The organism is Sulfitobacter marinus, from assembly GCF_900116285.1.
GTDB lineage: Bacteria > Pseudomonadota > Alphaproteobacteria > Rhodobacterales > Rhodobacteraceae > Sulfitobacter > Sulfitobacter marinus.
In genome coordinates, this window is sequence record NZ_FPAJ01000006.1 from 37,466 (window position 1) to 52,765 (window position 15,300).

The 15,300-nt window shown below is 57.5% G+C and carries 14 protein-coding genes; 10 read left to right on the top strand and 4 right to left on the bottom strand.

The annotated features are described in order from the left end of the window. The first annotated feature begins 5 nt into the window (after positions 1 to 5). The 6 genes from BM347_RS15230 to BM347_RS15255 all read left to right on the top strand — a co-directional run bounded on the left by BM347_RS15230 (position 6) and on the right by BM347_RS15255 (position 5,759). Positions 6 to 821, top strand: coding sequence for a GntR family transcriptional regulator (locus BM347_RS15230; RefSeq protein WP_093917362.1), 816 nt, complete (start codon positions 6 to 8; stop codon positions 819 to 821). Continuing rightward, the gene (gene leuC / locus BM347_RS15235; protein ID WP_093917363.1) at positions 818 to 2,215 is read left to right on the top strand and encodes a 3-isopropylmalate dehydratase large subunit; all 1,398 of its coding nucleotides are present in this window, start codon (positions 818 to 820) and stop codon (positions 2,213 to 2,215) included. Before BM347_RS15230 ends, leuC begins: the two co-directional genes overlap by 4 nt. Then, positions 2,212 to 2,802, top strand: coding sequence for a 3-isopropylmalate dehydratase small subunit (gene leuD / locus BM347_RS15240; protein ID WP_093917364.1), 591 nt, complete (start codon positions 2,212 to 2,214; stop codon positions 2,800 to 2,802). The genes leuC and leuD overlap by 4 nt, the downstream gene beginning before the upstream one ends. Positions 2,803 to 2,886: 84 nt before the next feature. Next, positions 2,887 to 3,882: a TRAP transporter substrate-binding protein DctP gene (gene dctP, locus BM347_RS15245; protein ID WP_093917365.1), complete on the top strand. Its 996-nt coding sequence runs from the start codon at positions 2,887 to 2,889 to the stop codon at positions 3,880 to 3,882. Positions 3,883 to 3,945: 63 nt separating this feature from the next. After that, the gene (locus BM347_RS15250; RefSeq protein ID WP_093917366.1) at positions 3,946 to 4,452 is read left to right on the top strand and encodes a TRAP transporter small permease; all 507 of its coding nucleotides are present in this window, start codon (positions 3,946 to 3,948) and stop codon (positions 4,450 to 4,452) included. Beyond that, positions 4,452 to 5,759: a TRAP transporter large permease gene (locus BM347_RS15255; protein ID WP_093917367.1), complete on the top strand. Its 1,308-nt coding sequence runs from the start codon at positions 4,452 to 4,454 to the stop codon at positions 5,757 to 5,759. The genes BM347_RS15250 and BM347_RS15255 overlap by 1 nt, the downstream gene beginning before the upstream one ends. A 160-nt stretch (positions 5,760 to 5,919) precedes the next feature. Here the strand turns inward: BM347_RS15255 and BM347_RS15260 are convergent, their stop codons facing one another. Then, on the bottom strand, positions 5,920 to 7,950 hold the full coding sequence (locus tag BM347_RS15260) for a TonB-dependent receptor domain-containing protein (RefSeq protein ID WP_093917368.1): 2,031 nt from the start codon (positions 7,948 to 7,950) through the stop codon (positions 5,920 to 5,922). A gap of 225 nt (positions 7,951 to 8,175) precedes the next feature. Here BM347_RS15260 and BM347_RS15265 point away from each other — a divergent pair, with 225 nt between their 5' ends. From BM347_RS15265 to BM347_RS15280, 4 genes are read left to right on the top strand one after another with little or no spacing between them, the layout of a single operon-like run. Continuing rightward, complete coding sequence (locus tag BM347_RS15265; protein ID WP_093917474.1) at positions 8,176 to 9,231, top strand: hemin-degrading factor; 1,056 nt, start codon at positions 8,176 to 8,178, stop codon at positions 9,229 to 9,231. Next, complete coding sequence (locus BM347_RS15270; RefSeq protein WP_093917369.1) at positions 9,231 to 10,097, top strand: heme/hemin ABC transporter substrate-binding protein; 867 nt, start codon at positions 9,231 to 9,233, stop codon at positions 10,095 to 10,097. Before BM347_RS15265 ends, BM347_RS15270 begins: the two co-directional genes overlap by 1 nt. Before the next feature lie 4 nt (positions 10,098 to 10,101). Beyond that, positions 10,102 to 11,166 (top strand): FecCD family ABC transporter permease, encoded by a 1,065-nt coding sequence (locus tag BM347_RS15275; protein WP_175498600.1) that lies wholly within the window; start codon positions 10,102 to 10,104, stop codon positions 11,164 to 11,166. Continuing rightward, a complete protein-coding gene (locus BM347_RS15280; protein ID WP_093917370.1) occupies positions 11,163 to 11,948 on the top strand; it encodes a heme ABC transporter ATP-binding protein in 786 nt (261 codons plus the stop codon). The genes BM347_RS15275 and BM347_RS15280 overlap by 4 nt, the downstream gene beginning before the upstream one ends. Positions 11,949 to 12,108: 160 nt before the next feature. Here BM347_RS15280 and BM347_RS15285 read toward each other — a convergent pair whose 3' ends face one another. From BM347_RS15285 to BM347_RS15295, 3 genes are read right to left on the bottom strand one after another with little or no spacing between them, the layout of a single operon-like run. After that, a complete protein-coding gene (locus BM347_RS15285; protein WP_093917371.1) occupies positions 12,109 to 13,017 on the bottom strand; it encodes a F0F1 ATP synthase subunit gamma in 909 nt (302 codons plus the stop codon). Further along, positions 13,001 to 14,539 carry a F0F1 ATP synthase subunit alpha gene (locus tag BM347_RS15290; protein WP_093917372.1) on the bottom strand — a complete coding sequence of 513 codons (1,539 nt, stop codon included), beginning with the start codon at positions 14,537 to 14,539 and terminating at the stop codon, positions 13,001 to 13,003. Before BM347_RS15290 ends, BM347_RS15285 begins: the two co-directional genes overlap by 17 nt. After that, positions 14,529 to 15,299, bottom strand: a complete 771-nt coding sequence (locus BM347_RS15295; RefSeq protein WP_093917373.1) for a F0F1 ATP synthase subunit B family protein — start codon at positions 15,297 to 15,299, stop codon at positions 14,529 to 14,531. Before BM347_RS15295 ends, BM347_RS15290 begins: the two co-directional genes overlap by 11 nt. Position 15,300: the final 1 nt, after the last annotated feature.

The following is a 15,300-nucleotide window of genomic DNA, read 5'->3' on the forward strand; positions in this document are numbered from 1 at the left end:
TCGTAATGGCGCATGGAATCACATCTTTGAAACGCAGGGGGCTGCCTGAGGGGGGCAAGGCGCGGCGAGTATACTTGCATCTTCACGAAGAGATTGCGCGCGGCATTTACCCCGCTGGTGCGCTATTGCCCGGAGAGCAAAAGCTGGCGGTCACGCTGGACGTGTCGCGGGTCACCGTGCGCCGTGCATTGGATGCCTTGGAAAACGACGGCCTGATTGAGCGGCGCGCAGGGTCGGGCACAACGGTGCGTGCGCCAAAAGCATTTCCATCGATGGCGGCGGACTTTAACGCGCTGATGCCACAACTGGTCGAGATGGGTCAAAACACGACCGCGCGGCTGTTGTCGTTCAGCTATGGCGGTGCACCGGGCGGGGTTGCGACCGCGTTGGGGTTAACGGCACAATCGCGTGTGCAGGCCGCTGTGCGCCTGCGTCTGGTCGAGGGGGAGCCGTTTTCCCACCTCACCACATGGGTGCCCGAGGAAATCGCCCAAAACTATACCGAGGCTGAGCTGGCCACGACACCGCTGTTTCGCTTGTTAGAGCGGTCCGGCGTCAAGGTAGATGCCGCGCATCAGACGGTCAGTGCGACGCTCGCCTCGCCAGATGTGGCGGATGTGCTGGGTCTAAGCGTTGGTGCGCCTTTGTTGTCGCTCGACCGCGTTGTCAAAGACGCCGAAGGGCGTGGGGTTGAATACCTGTCAGCGCTTTACCGCCCTGACATGTTCAAGCTTGAGATGGATTTGACCCGCGTCGGCGACGGCAAGGCTCGCCACTGGGAACCGGTAATCAAGCCGGCCCGTAAAGAGGCGGCGGAATGACCACGGCCCAAACCTTGTTGGCCAAGCTCTGGGCGGCGCATGAAATCATGCAGCGCGAAGACGGGACTTCATTGCTTTGGGTGGACCGGCATTTTGTACACGAAGGATCGCATCACGCTTTTGCCAAGCTGGACAGCCGCGGCAAGAAAGTCGCGTTCCCTGAGCTGACGTTCGGCGTGGTTGACCATTATGCGCCGACGCGTGCGGGGGATGTGGCACCGGATATCCGGCGGATGATCGACACGTTGGGCCGCAATGCCAAGGCGCATGGCGTTCGTTTGTTCGATCTGCGCGACCCGGGCCAGGGGATCGTGCATGTGATCGGGCCGGAGCAGGGTCTGACCTTGCCCGGTTTGCTGATCAATTGCGGCGATAGCCATACATCAACCCATGGGGCGTTTGGGGCACTTGCCTTTGGTGTGGGCGCAACCGAAGTGGCGCATATTCTTGCCACCCAAACGATCTGGCAAAAACGTCCCAAGACCATGCGTATTACCTTTGATGGTGTCTTGGGTGTGGGGGTGTCGGCCAAGGATATGGCGCTGCATTGGATTGCCAAGCTGGGGGCCGATGGCGCGCGCGGGCATGCGATTGAATATGCCGGTCCCGCCGTCGAGGCACTGAGCATGGAGGGTCGGCTGACCCTGTGCAACCTGAGCATCGAAGGCGGTGCCCGTCTGGGGTTGGTCGCGCCGGATCAGGTGACGTTCGAGTATTTGAAAGGCCGTAACTTTGCCCCCAAAGGGCCAGCGTGGGATCAGGCGGTTGAATATTGGACCCAGCTTAAAACAGATGCAGGGGCCGCATTTGACCAAGAGGTGTCCTTCGACGCAGCGGATGTCTCGCCCACTGTGACATGGGGCACATCGCCCGAGGATGCGCTGCCCATTACCGGCCATGTCCCCGACCCTGATCAACTTGGCCCGGCCAAGCAGGGACAGGCGCGCGCGGCGTTAGACTATATGGGGTTGATCGCCGGTATGCCGCTAAAGGATGTAGCCGTCGATGAGGTGTTTATTGGATCTTGCACCAATGGCCGGATCGAGGATTTGCGACTGGCGGCCAAGGTGTTGGCGGGGCGCAAGACCAAGGTGCCAGGTCTGGTGTCGCCCGGATCGGCCAGGGTCAAGAAACAGGCCGAGGCCGAAGGACTGGCGCAGATTTTTACAGAGGCCGGGTTGGAATGGGCCGATTCAGGCTGTTCCATGTGCGTCGGCATGAACGGCGACCGTGTCGATGCAGGCAAACGTTGCGCGTCGTCCACGAATCGGAACTTCAAGGGGCGCCAAGGGCGCGGCGCGCGCACCCATTTGATGAGCCCCGCTATGGTCGCCGCCGCAGCTGTTTCCGGGCACCTCGCCGATGTGCGCCCCCTATTGGAGGGGCGATCATGAGCGGTTGGACCACAATAACAGGCCGCGCCGTGGCACTGCCGCAGGCCAATATCGATACCGATCAACTGATTGCCGCGCGGTTCATGTCGGCACCGCGCAGTGAAGGGTATGGCCGGTTCTTGTTGCATGACGCCCAGCAGGATCAGGCGGATCATGTGCTCAATAGATACAAGCGCGCCGATGTGCTGGTCACGCGCCGCAACTTTGGCAGTGGTTCCAGCCGCGAGGCGGCTGTTTATGCGTTGGTGGATTTCGGGATCAAAGCCGTCTTTGCCCCTAGCTTTGGCGATATATTCGCCAGCAATGCGGTGAACAACGGTTTGCTCCCTGCCCGCCTGACCGAAGATGAAGTCGAAACGCTGATTGATCAGATGGGCCAGAAGGACGCGCCAGCGACCGTTGATTTGAACACCGGCACCGCGGTGATCGGCGGGCAGCAGCTGTCTTTTGATCTGGATCCGGCATGGCAGCAAAAGCTGGTGAATGGCTGGGATGATATCGATCTGACGGCCCAGCACAGCGATCAGATTACCAAGTTTCGCACCGCACGATTTGCGGCGCACCCGTGGGCTTTGCCCGCACCTTAAGACGTTTTCGCGCCGCACAGTGGCCGGAGACAAAAATCAAAAGGGGTCCACAAAGGAACCCAACCAACTGGGAGTAACGAAACTATGAAACATACAATTTTCGGCGGCATTCTTGCCACCACGGCGCTGACATCGACGGCCTTTGCCCAAGAAACCATTACAGCCGTTCACGCCTTCCCTGAATCACTGATCTATACCAAGTCGTTTCTTGAGTTTGTCGACAAGGTAAATGCAGCCGGCGAAGGCGTGGTTCAGATCGAAGTGCGCGGCGGGCCAGAGGCCATCGGCATGTTCCAACAGCCTGACGCGGTGCGCGATGGCGTCGTTGATATGGTGTACACACCGGGCAGTTTTTACGCGGGCGCATTGCCAGAAAAAGACGCGCTGGTGACGTCAAACATGACCGCAGCCGAGACCCGCGCCAATGGCGGTATCGAATTGATCGACCAGATCCATCAAGAGAAGATGGGCCTGAAATATCTGGGCTGGTTCGATTCAGGTGTTTGCTACAACCTATGGACCCGCAATGAGCCAACGCTGGACGATGGCGGCAACCTTGATGTGTCGGGCCTGAAACTGCGCGGCAACGCCGTTTATAATGCGTTCTTCACCGATTACCTTGGCGCGCAGGTTATCGATTTGCCCACGACCGAGGTTTATTCAGCGCTTGAACGTGGTGTGGTTGATGCGACGGGCTGGACCCAGATTGGCCTGATCGATCTGAAATGGAACGAGTTCCTGAACTACCGGATCGAGCCGTGCTTTTTCTCGACCGACTTGGGCACAGTTGTGAATCTGGAAAAGTGGAATTCGCTGTCCGAAGAAGCCCGCACAATCGTTCAGGATGTCGCAATCGCGCATGAGGCCGAAAGCTCCGAGAAGCTGGGTGCAGTGCGTGACGAAGACTTTGCCAAGCTGGAAGCGGCGGGCATGAAGGTTGTCACCTTGGAAGGTGATGCTGCTGACGCCTATCTGGCGGCTGCGACGCAAAAGACCTGGGATCGCATGAAAGGCCTGATGGCCGAAAGTCCACAGGGTGATGGTAACTATGATAAGCTGATCGAGCTTTTCTATAAATAGTAGAACCCTAGACGGCGCGCCGGATATCTGGCGCGCCGCATTTTTGTGAACGAGGGGCAGCATATGGAAACGGTCGGCAAATTATATCGGGGGTTCCTCTATGCGATGGCGGGTATTGCCGGGGTCATGCTGGTTTGGCTGATGATTTCCGTGATCATGTCCGTCGTAATGCGCAACAGCGGGCTACAGCCCTTTGCGTGGCTGTTCACATCGTCTGAATATGCGATCCTTTACATGACCATGCTGGGTGCCCCTTGGCTGGTGCGCGAAAAGGGCCATGTGCATATCGAACTGGTGACGGCGGCATTGCCCATAGGAATGCGGAGGGTAGTCAGCCGCTTGGTGGCCCTGCTTTGCGTGTTGGTGTCGCTGATCCTTGCGTGGAAAGGGGCCGAGCTGCTCTTGGGAAATATCACGCGCAACGATCTGGATGTACGCGCGTATTATTTCCCCAAATGGATACTCACCATCGCCTTTCCGGTCAGCTTTGGCCTGATGGCAATTGAATTTTCCCGTTTTGTTTTTGGCGACAACCTGATGCATTCCGGCGAAGCAGGGATACACGAATAATGGAATGGTTTGAATCGCTGGCCCTTTTGCTGGGCTCGATCCTTGTTTTGATGGCGATTGGAATGCCGGTGGCGCTGGCCTTTTTGGCCGCCAATATTCTGGGGGCGTGGTTCTTTATGGGCGGTGCCAAGGGCATTACCCTATTGCTGAACAACGGTTTTGGCGGGCTGACGAACTATGCGCTTGTCCCGATCCCGCTGTTTTTGCTGATGGGTGAAATTTTCTTTCACACCGGTCTTGGGGCGCGGATGTTCAACGCGATTGACCGGTTGTTAGGTAAATTGCCGGGCCGCTTATCCTATGTCACCGTTCTCGGTGGTACTGCGTTTTCAACATTGTCAGGGTCATCGATGGGATCAACGGCGTTGCTGGGCAGTCTGATGGTGCCCGAGATGACAACGCGCGGCTACAAGAAACACATGTCGATCGGGCCGATCCTCGGCACGGGCGGTCTGGCTATCATCATCCCGCCATCGGCCTTGGCCGTGCTGCTGGCGACACTGGCGCGGATCGATGTGGGTGCCTTGTTGATTGCGGGGATCATCCCCGGTTTGATCCTTGCCAGCTTTTATATCGCGACGATTTACATCCAGACCAAGATCGACCCGTCGGCCGCGCCCGCCTATGATGTCGAGACGCTAAGCTGGGGTCAAAAGATGCGGCTGCTGTTCGGGGATGTGATGCCGATGCTGTCGGTCATGGTCCTGATCGTAATTGGTATGGTCGGCGGTCTGATCACCCCGTCCGAGGCGGCGGCATTCGGCGCGCTTGGCGTGCTGATCCTTGCCGTTCTGTTCCGTTGCCTAAGCTGGGAAGCGATGAAAAAATCCGTCGTGGGCGCATTGCGCGTCACCCTGATGGCCTATCTGATCGTGTTCGGCTCCGCCACATTCAGTCAATTGTTGGCCTTTTCGGGCGCGTCATCGGGTTTGATCCGCTGGGCGACGTCGTTTGATCTGGCACCTGTTGCGATGCTGTTGGTCATGTTCGGCGTGTTGCTGTTGCTAGGCATGTTCATGGAGCAGATTTCGATGATGCTCTTGACCGTGCCGATCTTCTTTCCTTTGGCAGCAAGCCTTGGCTTTGATCCGATCTGGTTCGGTTTGATCATCCTGCTCGCGCTCGAGATCAGCTTTACCACCCCGCCTTTTGGGTTGCTGCTGTTCGTCATGAAGGGGGTGGCCCCCAAAGACACGACCATGCGCGAGATCTATCTGTCAGCATTTCCCTATATGGGTTGCTCGATGCTGCTGGTGGCGCTGTTGATCCTGTTTCCGCAACTGGCCCTCTGGCTGCCCGGGATGTAGGGCACGCGCCTAAGTAGAGCTTCAGTTGTGCAGAGAAGTAACGTTAACGAGGCACCCACCCGAGAGAATGGGCACCCCGCCGTCTGCTAAAGCCACCAATCAAGCCCAGCAGATTCTTTAGGGGCAGACCATGCAGAATGCGCAGTCTGCCCCGTTTGTCTTAGAATGTACGCGACAACGTCAGCTTGAGGTTGCGGCCCGGTGCGGCGCGCGTCGACTGATGCGGCGTGTAATCGCGGTCAAACAGGTTTTCCAAACCGACACGGATTTGCGTGTCTTTCAACACACCTTGCTGAGGGATATAGGTGGCGCGCAAGTTGTGAACGCCAAAGCCCGTTGTTTCGGTGCCGTTGATATCGATTGATGCGTTGGCAACCATTTCCCAGCTCAGGTCCAGCTCTTCGCCGAATTTTTTACCCACAGTGAAGCGCAATGAATCAGCTGCTGTAAATTTCCAGTCAGTTTCGACACCACCGGGGGCGATCTGTGTGCCGTCCGTGATGTTGGCATTCAAATCAAGGTACAGACCGCTTTCCATCGCGTAAGAGGCCTCAAGCTCTAGACCTTCTGTATCGACGCCCTCTAGGGCCGGCGCAGGACGGCCGACGCCAGTCGTATAGGATGTCACATCGTAAAGTTTGGTTCTGTAAAGATTGGCCTTGATCGCGAAGCTGTCACCGCTGCGGAACAGATCGTTTCCGTCATAGGAGGCGCCGATTTCGAAGGTTTTCGCCTTTTCGGACATTGTCATATATGTCGCGTTGTTGAGGTCGTCCACGATAGGAAGCGATTCAGTATACGCACCGCTACCGAAGACGGCAAAACCGTTGTCAAAAGCGTAGCGCAGAGACAGACCACCCATCAGTGCTTCATTGTTATAAACGCCATTATTGGGAGCAGTGGACCCGGTGATTTCAGAGGTCTCATAGCGCAACGCTGGCGTGATTGTCCAAGCGTTGCCAATTTGCATGTCATCAACAACGTAAAGCGCAACTCGGTCGTCGACACCGCCGGGTGCCGAATTCGCGTCAAGCCGCTCCTTGCGGATCAGCTCAAGACCGCTGCGCAATTCATGGCTGATCGCATCGGTGTCAAACAGGCTGGTGTTTTTAAATGACAGTTTGGTGGTCTGATAGCGGTGGTCCGCATTGGTCAGCGCCAATAGGCTGGCTGCTTGCGAGGTGCCCTCAAGCGATGAACTGCCCGAAATGTAGGTCTGATCGATTTGTTGATCGGCATAGCTAAGCTGCACGTCCAGATCGATCAAATTATTATCTTCGGGGTTAAAGTTATAGGTCAGTGTTGCAGCGCGTGATGTGATGTCACGATCAACGTTACCAAAGGAATCCGTTGTGGTCGTAAAGCTGTCATAGGGCGCATCGCGTTCGCTGGATGTGGTGTTGGTCAAACTGAACGTCAGCGATTGATCGCGATTCTCACCAAAGGTGTATTTTGCCTTGAGCAAACCGGACGGCAGGGTAAAGGCGCTATTGCCGATATCGTCACCATCACCGTCTTTCTGGTTATCTTGATCACGCCATGTGTAATTCAGCATGAACTCCATATCCTGGGATGGCTGCCATGCCAGCACGCTCGAGGACGTCAGGCCATCGCCGTTGCTCGAAAACTCAAGCGTTTGTCCCAGGACATATCCCAGCTCGCCGCCCGTCAGGTCAGAGGCGTCTTTGGTTTCCAGCCGAACCACGCCACCAACAATGCCGGAGCCGTATTCAAAGCTGCCCACGGTGCCGCGGATGACGCTAACGTTCTTGTACAAGAAGGGGTCCGTAAACAACTGCGTCCCGATCCGGTAGAGTTCTTCCGCACCGACATCTGCGCCATCAATCTGAACCGCGACTTTGTGGTCGGTCCCATAAGTGCTGTTGGCACCAAAGCCCCGAATGTTAATGCCAGACCCCTGAGGTGTGGAGCCGTTCACCAAGCTGACGCCCGGCACAGAATCGATCAGCTGAGCAACAGTGCCGGCTTGGCGGTCATCGATCTCATCCTGATCAACAGTTGTCTGTGCAACAGCCGTATCTGTTTGAACCTTACGTTTACTTTCGCCCAGAACCAGCGTGCCTAGAAACCCTTGGTCGGCTTCTTGCGCGTGCAACGTCGCAGTGTGGATCGTGATAAACAATAGGCTGGTAGTACCCAATAAGAGGGCACGTTTTCTGGTCGGGGTCATTTTTTGCCTCGCAAGCGTTCAGGGGGCCTAATGCTTGCTATGGGCTGGCAGCGGCGTTTGGTGATAATTGCATCGATGATCAATGCGCTCTTGCGGTTACTAAAAAGGCTGACTAAAAGTGTCAACAATAAAGATCAGTGTTTCACTCTGACTTTGCCAGCCCGTGCTTTGGTGCACGATGCCAGCCTGCCAACTGACCATAAATTTCAGCCAATAGGGTGCATCATGACCAATACAGCTGCGGTAACCCCCGCATATATCCGCGAATTCCGCGCCGAGCATGCCAAACTGCGCGAGCGCGACGTTGCAGACAAGCTAAACATAAGTGAGGCACAGTTGATCGCCGCGTCCTGTGGTGAAGGGGTCACCCGGATTGATGCACACCCCGACAAGGTGATGGGGGCGGCCCAAACCCTGGGCGAGGTGATGGCCCTGACGCGCAACCCATCTTGCGTAAATGAAAAGGTTGGCGTGTATGATAACTACCGTTCAGGCCCGCATGCGTCGATGATCCTGAACGATGACATCGATCTGAGGATTTTCCCCAGCCATTGGTGCCACGCCTTTATGGTTGAAAAAGAAATTGAAACGGGCGTACGGCGCAGTCTGCAGGTGTTTGATGCGGCAGGTGATGCGGTTCACAAGATTTTCCTGCGCGACGGGTCCGATTTGAACGCATGGGCGCAAGCCAAAGAAGACCTGAAGCTGGACGACCAGTCGCAAACCGTGGAGGTGTCGGAGCGCAAGCCAGACGAGACGCCAAAGGCGGACGAGTCCAAAGTCGATATCCTGCGCAAGGAATGGGCCAGAATGACCGACACGCATCAGTTTATGCGTCTGACATCGAAGCTTAAGATGAACCGTTTGGGGGCATATCGCATCGCTGGGGCACCGTTCGTGCGCGCGTTGGAGCCGGGTGCCGTCGATCAGATGCTGCAACAGGTCGCGGCCAGCGATCTGGAAATCATGGTGTTTACCGGCAACCGGGGATGTATCCAAATCCACTCCGGTCCGATCGAAACGCTCAAGGCGATGGGACCTTGGCAAAACGTGCTGGACCCGCGGTTTAACCTGCACCTGCGGCTGGATCACATCGCCGAAGTGTGGGCTGTCGAGAAACCAACGCAGCGCGGCCCGGCCGTATCGGTTGAGGCATTTAACAAAGACGGCGGGCTGATCTTTCAAGTCTTTGGCGTCGGCAAAGAGGGGCGTGACAGCCGTCCGGCATGGGGCAAGCTTGTGGAAGGCCTTGAAGGTCTGAAGTCCGAGGTGCCAGCATGATGTGTTGTCGATCAGGTTTCACCCTAAGGGCATCAATTTTTGCGCTGTTTGTTGCAACGGCTTTGCCGGTGTCGGCCCAGGAAAAACCCGATGGCATCGTTGCCATCGGCGGTTCAATCACCGAGATTATTTACGCTCTGGGTGCCAGCGACCGTTTGATTGCGCGGGATACCACGTCAAATTATCCAGCCGAAGCGCAAGCGCTGCCCGATGTTGGATATATGCGCGCGCTGTCCCCCGAGGGGGTGCTTTCTGTCGATCCCAAGATGATCATCTCGGAAGATGGTGCTGGCCCGCTTGAGACGATTAACGTGCTTGAGGCGGCGAATATCCCGTTCATGACCGTGCCCGACGATTACACCGCCGAGGGTATTACGTCCAAGATCAACGTTGTCGGTCAGGCGATTGGCGAACCGGAAAAGGCGGCGCAACTGGCTGCTGACCTAAAGACGCAGCTTGATGCGGTTGTGCAGACAGCCCAGCAAAAAGCAGGGCAAGCGCCTAAGAAAGTGCTCTTTGTCCTCAGCACCCAAGGCGGCCGGATTATGGCGTCGGGGCAAAACACTGCTGCATCTGCGATGATCGAAATGGCAGGGGCTCAGAACGCTGCAACAGGGTTTGAAGGCTACAAACCTATGACAGACGAAGCAGTGATCTCAGCCGCACCGGACGTGATTTTGATGATGGACCGGGGGGGCGACCATAATAGTACAGTCGCTGAACTTGTGGCGCTGCCCGCGGTTGCATTGACACCTGCCGGTCAAAAAAGCGCAGTGATCCGCATGGATGGTCTGTATCTTTTGGGGTTCGGTCCGCGGACTGCGGATGCCGTGTCTGATCTGTCTGCCGCGCTATACGGCAGCTGACCGAATGACACAGGTTGCAGATATCGCGATGCCACGCGACCGTCGCACCACCGCCCGGCTGGCCCATTTCTGGCTGGCCGGTGCGTTGGTGGTCATCAGTATTATCAGCCTTGCCATTGGCGCGTCGGGCACGTCGCTATGGGGTGCGCTGCAAAAGCTGGTGATCGGCGAACCGCTGACCCAAATGGAACGGATCGTTTTATGGGACATTCGGTTACCGCGGGTTATTATGGGTATCTGTGTAGGGGCGTCCTTGGCCGTGTCAGGGGCGGTTTTGCAGGGGCTGTTTCGCAACCCCCTTGCCGACCCGGGCTTGGTCGGCGTCAGCGCGGGTGCCGGTTTGGGTGCCATTTGCGCGATCGTGTTGGGTGGTTTTTTGCCACTGTGGCTTAGGGGTGCGCTTGGGTTTTGGCTGGTACCGATTGCTGCCTTTATCGGCGGTTGGGGGACGACAATGTTGCTGTACCGGATTTCCACCAGACGGGGCCGTACATCAGTGGCGACCATGCTGCTGGCGGGTATCGCCTTGGCCGCGTTAGCGGCTGCCGTGTCGGGTATCCTGATCTATATGGCCGATGATGCACAGCTGCGCGATCTGACCTTTTGGGGCCTTGGGTCACTTGCGGGGGCCACGTGGCAAAAGGTTCTGGTCAGCGCCCCGGTGGTTATCCTTGCCCTTGGGGTTGCAATAGGTCTGGGCCGGGGCCTGAACGGTCTTGCCTTCGGCGAAGCGACGGCTGCGCATATGGGTATCCCAGTTCAGCGGGTCAAAAATACCGCGATACTGACTGTCGCTGCTGCAACAGGCGCTGCGGTTGCGGTGTCCGGTGGCATCGGCTTTATCGGGATCGTTGTTCCACATCTGATGCGTTTGGCAACAGGACCCGATCACCGGCCATTGCTGATAAATGTTGCATTACTGGGCGCGAGCCTTTTGCTGATTGCAGATATGATCAGCCGGGTAATCATTTCCCCTGCCGAGCTGCCGATCGGGATTATTACGGCTGTTCTTGGGTCGCCTGTTTTCTTGTGGATATTGCTGCGCCGCCGCGGGTTGGTGGACCTATGATGCTGACCGCAAATATAGATAGGGCGTGGATTGGTCCTAAAACCATCCTTCAAGACGTGTCCTTTCGTGCGAGCGCCGGGCAGATTACCGCTATCGTTGGCCCCAATGGTGCAGGTAAATCGAGCCTTCTCAAAGCAATCACAGACGAGATCGATTTCGAGGGCGAGGTGCGTTTCAATGGCGACGACGCCGAGCAGGTCCGCCCTTGGGAACTCGCCGCGATTCGGGGGGTTCTGCCGCAATCCACCACGCTTGCGTTTCCCTTTACCGTGATCGAAGTCGTACGCATGGGGCTGCTCAGCGGTCATTCGGGCCAGCAAGAGCACCTGCCCGAGACCGCGCTGGCCCGTGTCGGGCTGGAAGGGTACAGCCGCAGATTATACCAAGAGCTGTCAGGCGGCGAACAGCAACGGGTCCAACTGGCCCGGGTTCTGTGCCAAGTGTGGACCCCTGTTACTCAAGAGAACAACCCTCGGTGGCTCTTGCTGGATGAACCCGTTGCCAGCCTTGATATCGGTCACCAACTGATGGTCATGCGTCTACTAAAAGACTACACCGCGCGCGGCGGTGGGGTTGTAGCGGTGATGCACGACCTGAACCTATCGGCGATGTTTGCCGATCACATGGTCATGGTGGTTCAGGGCGGCATCCTTTCGGCAGGCGCACCACAGGATGTGATGACAGACACGGTGCTGTCGCAGGCATATGGATGCTCGCTAAGGGTTAATCAGGCACCGGTGGATAACAGCAGTTTTCTCCTGCCGCATGTGGCCGCGCTTTAGATTAAGGGAGGCGAACATGCTGTCGCTGCGCATGTAGCGTCAGACGGAGAGAGTGGTTTTTCGATCCGACCTACGGCGATTATGTGCTCCACACGCCCCAGAAACTCGGCGCATTTGTAAGGTGCGTCAACAAGCGGTTTTGCCACCCATATGATGGCCATTAGCGATCCACATCCTGATCCGGTCTTCTCTCTTTCTTGAGCGCTTCAAAGCCGATGATCACGTCCAAAAGCTCTGTCGTGATCTCATTTTGGCGCAGGGCGCGGGTCTCGGATTTCAATGCATCCAGTTTGTCATCTACAGATTGTTCAGCTTGTTGCATCAGCGCCAGCCGGGCCGCGTTTTCTGTCACCAATGCTTCGGCGGCTGCGTGAAAAAGAGAGGCGAAAAGATGCCCGCGAATAAGCCATATGAACAGATCCTCGGGTGCCATCGAAAAATGGGGCAAGCTGCGCGAGACCCAAGGCGCAGACTGCAGGTCACGAACCAGATCGGGATCAAGCGGCAGCAGGGCGTCAACCTTAGGGGCCTGCGCGCCCAGATCCGAGCGCGCGAAATACGCCAGAGTTACGGATATATCATGGGGGCGGCGGGCGCGGCGAAGGTCATCAAGCTTTTGCGTTAAAAGATTGGCAAGCCGCCCGATCCCGTCAACAGAGGCGGGCGGCAAGAACGTCTCGTGCACCGCAACGCCCATGTCAGAAAGCGCCCCTTCCATTTGAGCCCCGATGCACAGCACGGTCGTGTCAGTCTGAGCATCGCCCGCGATATGGGTGTGCACATGCTCGGCCAGCGCCTCGTTATAATTGCCACACAGCCCGTGATCAGACCCGAACACCACGATAATGCGGGCCGTGGCCCCTATACCTGCGGTTTGGATCGGGCCAGATTGCGACAGCAGCGCATGCAGCCCCGTCAGAACCGTTTCATGATAGGCCTCTATCGCGCGGGCAGCCTGTTCATAGGGCGCAGAATTGATCACCGACAAAGATTTCATCGTATGCACGACGCTGCGAATGCCCTGCATACTGGTGATGCGCCGCGACAGGCTTTCAAGCGATTGCGTCATTGGGGCTTTCCAATGCAGCGCGCGCTTGTTTCCCAAGGGCGATCATCCGCGTACGCGCGGCGTCTTCGAAGGGCTCGTTCCGGGCAATCTGTTCGGCAATCTCGCCCAGATCATGGGCCGCGGCGGTTCTGATGGCTGCCATCACGGCAAAGGTGTCAGCCTCGTTCAGACCATCAAACTGTCCTTCCATTGCGGCGACCAACACCGCCAATTGTTCGACAGCTGGTATGGGGTCGCCTTCGGCCTGGCGCAGGGACGCGCGCACTGCCGCCCCACGGACCAGCCGCGCACGGGTCGCGTCATCCAGCCTTGTGCCAAAGCGGGCGAAATCCTCCAGCTCCTCGAACTGGGACAGGGTTACGCGCAGGTTGCCCGCCACAGAACGGAATGCTCGGCTTTGCGCTTTGCCCCCAACACGGCTGACAGATACACCCAGATCAACTGCAGGGAACTGGTTCTTGCGCACAAGGCGCGGCGACAGGTAAATTTGCCCGTCGGTGATCGAAATCAGGTTGGTCGGGATATAGGCAGACAGATTTTCGGCCTGCGTCTCAACGACGGGCAGCACCGTGATAGATCCCCCGCCAATAGTGTCAGCAAACTGCCCTGCGCGTTCCAATAATCGGGCGTGGATATAAAAGATATCGCCGGGAAATGCCTCGCGTCCCGGGGGGCGGCGCAGCAACAGGGACAATTCGCGGTAGGATCGCGCGTGATGGGTTAGGTCATCGAAAACCACGAGCACATCACGACCCTGAGCAGCGAAAAATTCGGCCATCGTCATCGCCGCATAGGGTGCGATATAAGCCAAGCCTGGTGCGTCTGCATCACCGGCGGCGACAATAATAGTGCGGTCCAGCATGTCGCCATCCGTGATGGCACCGATCACCTTGGCCACCGCATCGCCGCGCTGTCCAACCGCACAATAGATGCAGATTACATCGGTGTCTTTCTGGTTCAGGATCGCATCAACGGCCAATGATGTCTTGCCTGTTTGCCGGTCCCCTATCACCAATTGACGCTGGCCAAGTCCGATAGGCACCGCCGCATCCACCGCTTTGATCCCCGTCGCCAACGGCCGGGTAATCGCCTTTCTGCTCAGGATTTCCGGGGCCTCGGCCTCTACCGGGCGGAGGGTATCGGTTTTGATCGCACCCTTGGCATCGACGGGGTTCCCAAGCGCATCAACCACCCGACCCAACAGCGCGCGACCCACTTTCGTGCTGACCACGGTATGGGTGCGAAACACGTTCTGCCCCACGCCGACATCTTCCGAGGGGCCCAAAAGCACAACGCCAAGCCGGCCGGGCTCCAGATCCAGCACGATGCCCTGCGCGCCACTTTCAAATCGCAACAGCTCGTCGGACAAGGCCCGCTCTAACCCCGTCACAATGGCGATGCCGTCGGTGATTTCGGCAACCTGACCAATCTCGCTGAGGCGCGGGCGCGGCGCAGGGCACGCCAGCAGGGAGCGCACCAGCGCATCGGGGTTTGTGTCAATCTTTTGGGCATCAAAGCGCATCGGCTGTCACCTTTGACACGGCACCCGTGCTCAAGCGATCTTGCATCAGGCTTTCTAGCCCCTCAATGTAGGAATCGAGCGTCCAGGAAATCTGCGCACCGCCCAACCGAAGCATAAGACCCGGCGCTTGGGCGGGCTCGGTTTTAAACACAACGGCGGCTTTGGGAAATAGGGCCGAAACTTCGGCTTTCAGACTGTCCTGAACATGGGCTGGCAAAGCATCATGGCTCACGATTGTGGCTTGGGTTGCGTCGCCAGCGGCTTTCTTCAGGTCATCCCCCATGGATCCAAGCTCGCCCGCGAGGTGGTGGGCCATGCGTTCCTCAAGGGTTTCATCCGCCAGATCGGTCAACGCCTTGCGCGTCAATGACAACAAGGTTTCTGTCCCCGCGCGGTGCAGCTCTGCGGTGAATTTCTGGGCCTCATCGCCCAGATGGGCCTGCCAGTTTTCGCGTTCGGCTTGCATCTGCTGCGCAGCATCGGCCAGCAGCGCATCACGCTGGTCTTCTGCCGATTTCCGAATGGTTTCAGACATTTCAGCCTGTGAGACGTGCAAAGCGCGTAGCTTCTCGTGATACTCGGCCTCGACGGCGGCGGCCTTGTCCTTGGCCTCTACCGCCTCGCCCATTCTGTTGGAAATTTCGGCTTCGCGGGCATCGATGCCGTCCAGTATCGGACGATACAAGAACCGTTTCAAAAGCCATACAAGCACCAGAAAGTTGGCGATTTGGGCAAGGACCGTGATCCAGTCGATGGACATG

Coding starts and splice junctions, on each gene's coding strand:
- BM347_RS15230 (WP_093917362.1), top strand. CDS start 6: ATGGCGCATGGAATCACATCTTTGAAACGCAGGGGGCTGCCTGAGGGG.
- leuC (WP_093917363.1), top strand. CDS start 818: ATGACCACGGCCCAAACCTTGTTGGCCAAGCTCTGGGCGGCGCATGAA.
- leuD (WP_093917364.1), top strand. CDS start 2,212: ATGAGCGGTTGGACCACAATAACAGGCCGCGCCGTGGCACTGCCGCAG.
- dctP (WP_093917365.1), top strand. CDS start 2,887: ATGAAACATACAATTTTCGGCGGCATTCTTGCCACCACGGCGCTGACA.
- BM347_RS15250 (WP_093917366.1), top strand. CDS start 3,946: ATGGAAACGGTCGGCAAATTATATCGGGGGTTCCTCTATGCGATGGCG.
- BM347_RS15255 (WP_093917367.1), top strand. CDS start 4,452: ATGGAATGGTTTGAATCGCTGGCCCTTTTGCTGGGCTCGATCCTTGTT.
- BM347_RS15260 (WP_093917368.1), bottom strand. CDS start 7,950: ATGACCCCGACCAGAAAACGTGCCCTCTTATTGGGTACTACCAGCCTA.
- BM347_RS15265 (WP_093917474.1), top strand. CDS start 8,176: ATGACCAATACAGCTGCGGTAACCCCCGCATATATCCGCGAATTCCGC.
- BM347_RS15270 (WP_093917369.1), top strand. CDS start 9,231: ATGTGTTGTCGATCAGGTTTCACCCTAAGGGCATCAATTTTTGCGCTG.
- BM347_RS15275 (WP_175498600.1), top strand. CDS start 10,102: ATGACACAGGTTGCAGATATCGCGATGCCACGCGACCGTCGCACCACC.
- BM347_RS15280 (WP_093917370.1), top strand. CDS start 11,163: ATGATGCTGACCGCAAATATAGATAGGGCGTGGATTGGTCCTAAAACC.
- BM347_RS15285 (WP_093917371.1), bottom strand. CDS start 13,017: ATGACGCAATCGCTTGAAAGCCTGTCGCGGCGCATCACCAGTATGCAG.
- BM347_RS15290 (WP_093917372.1), bottom strand. CDS start 14,539: ATGCGCTTTGATGCCCAAAAGATTGACACAAACCCCGATGCGCTGGTG.
- BM347_RS15295 (WP_093917373.1), bottom strand. CDS start 15,299: ATGTCCATCGACTGGATCACGGTCCTTGCCCAAATCGCCAACTTTCTG.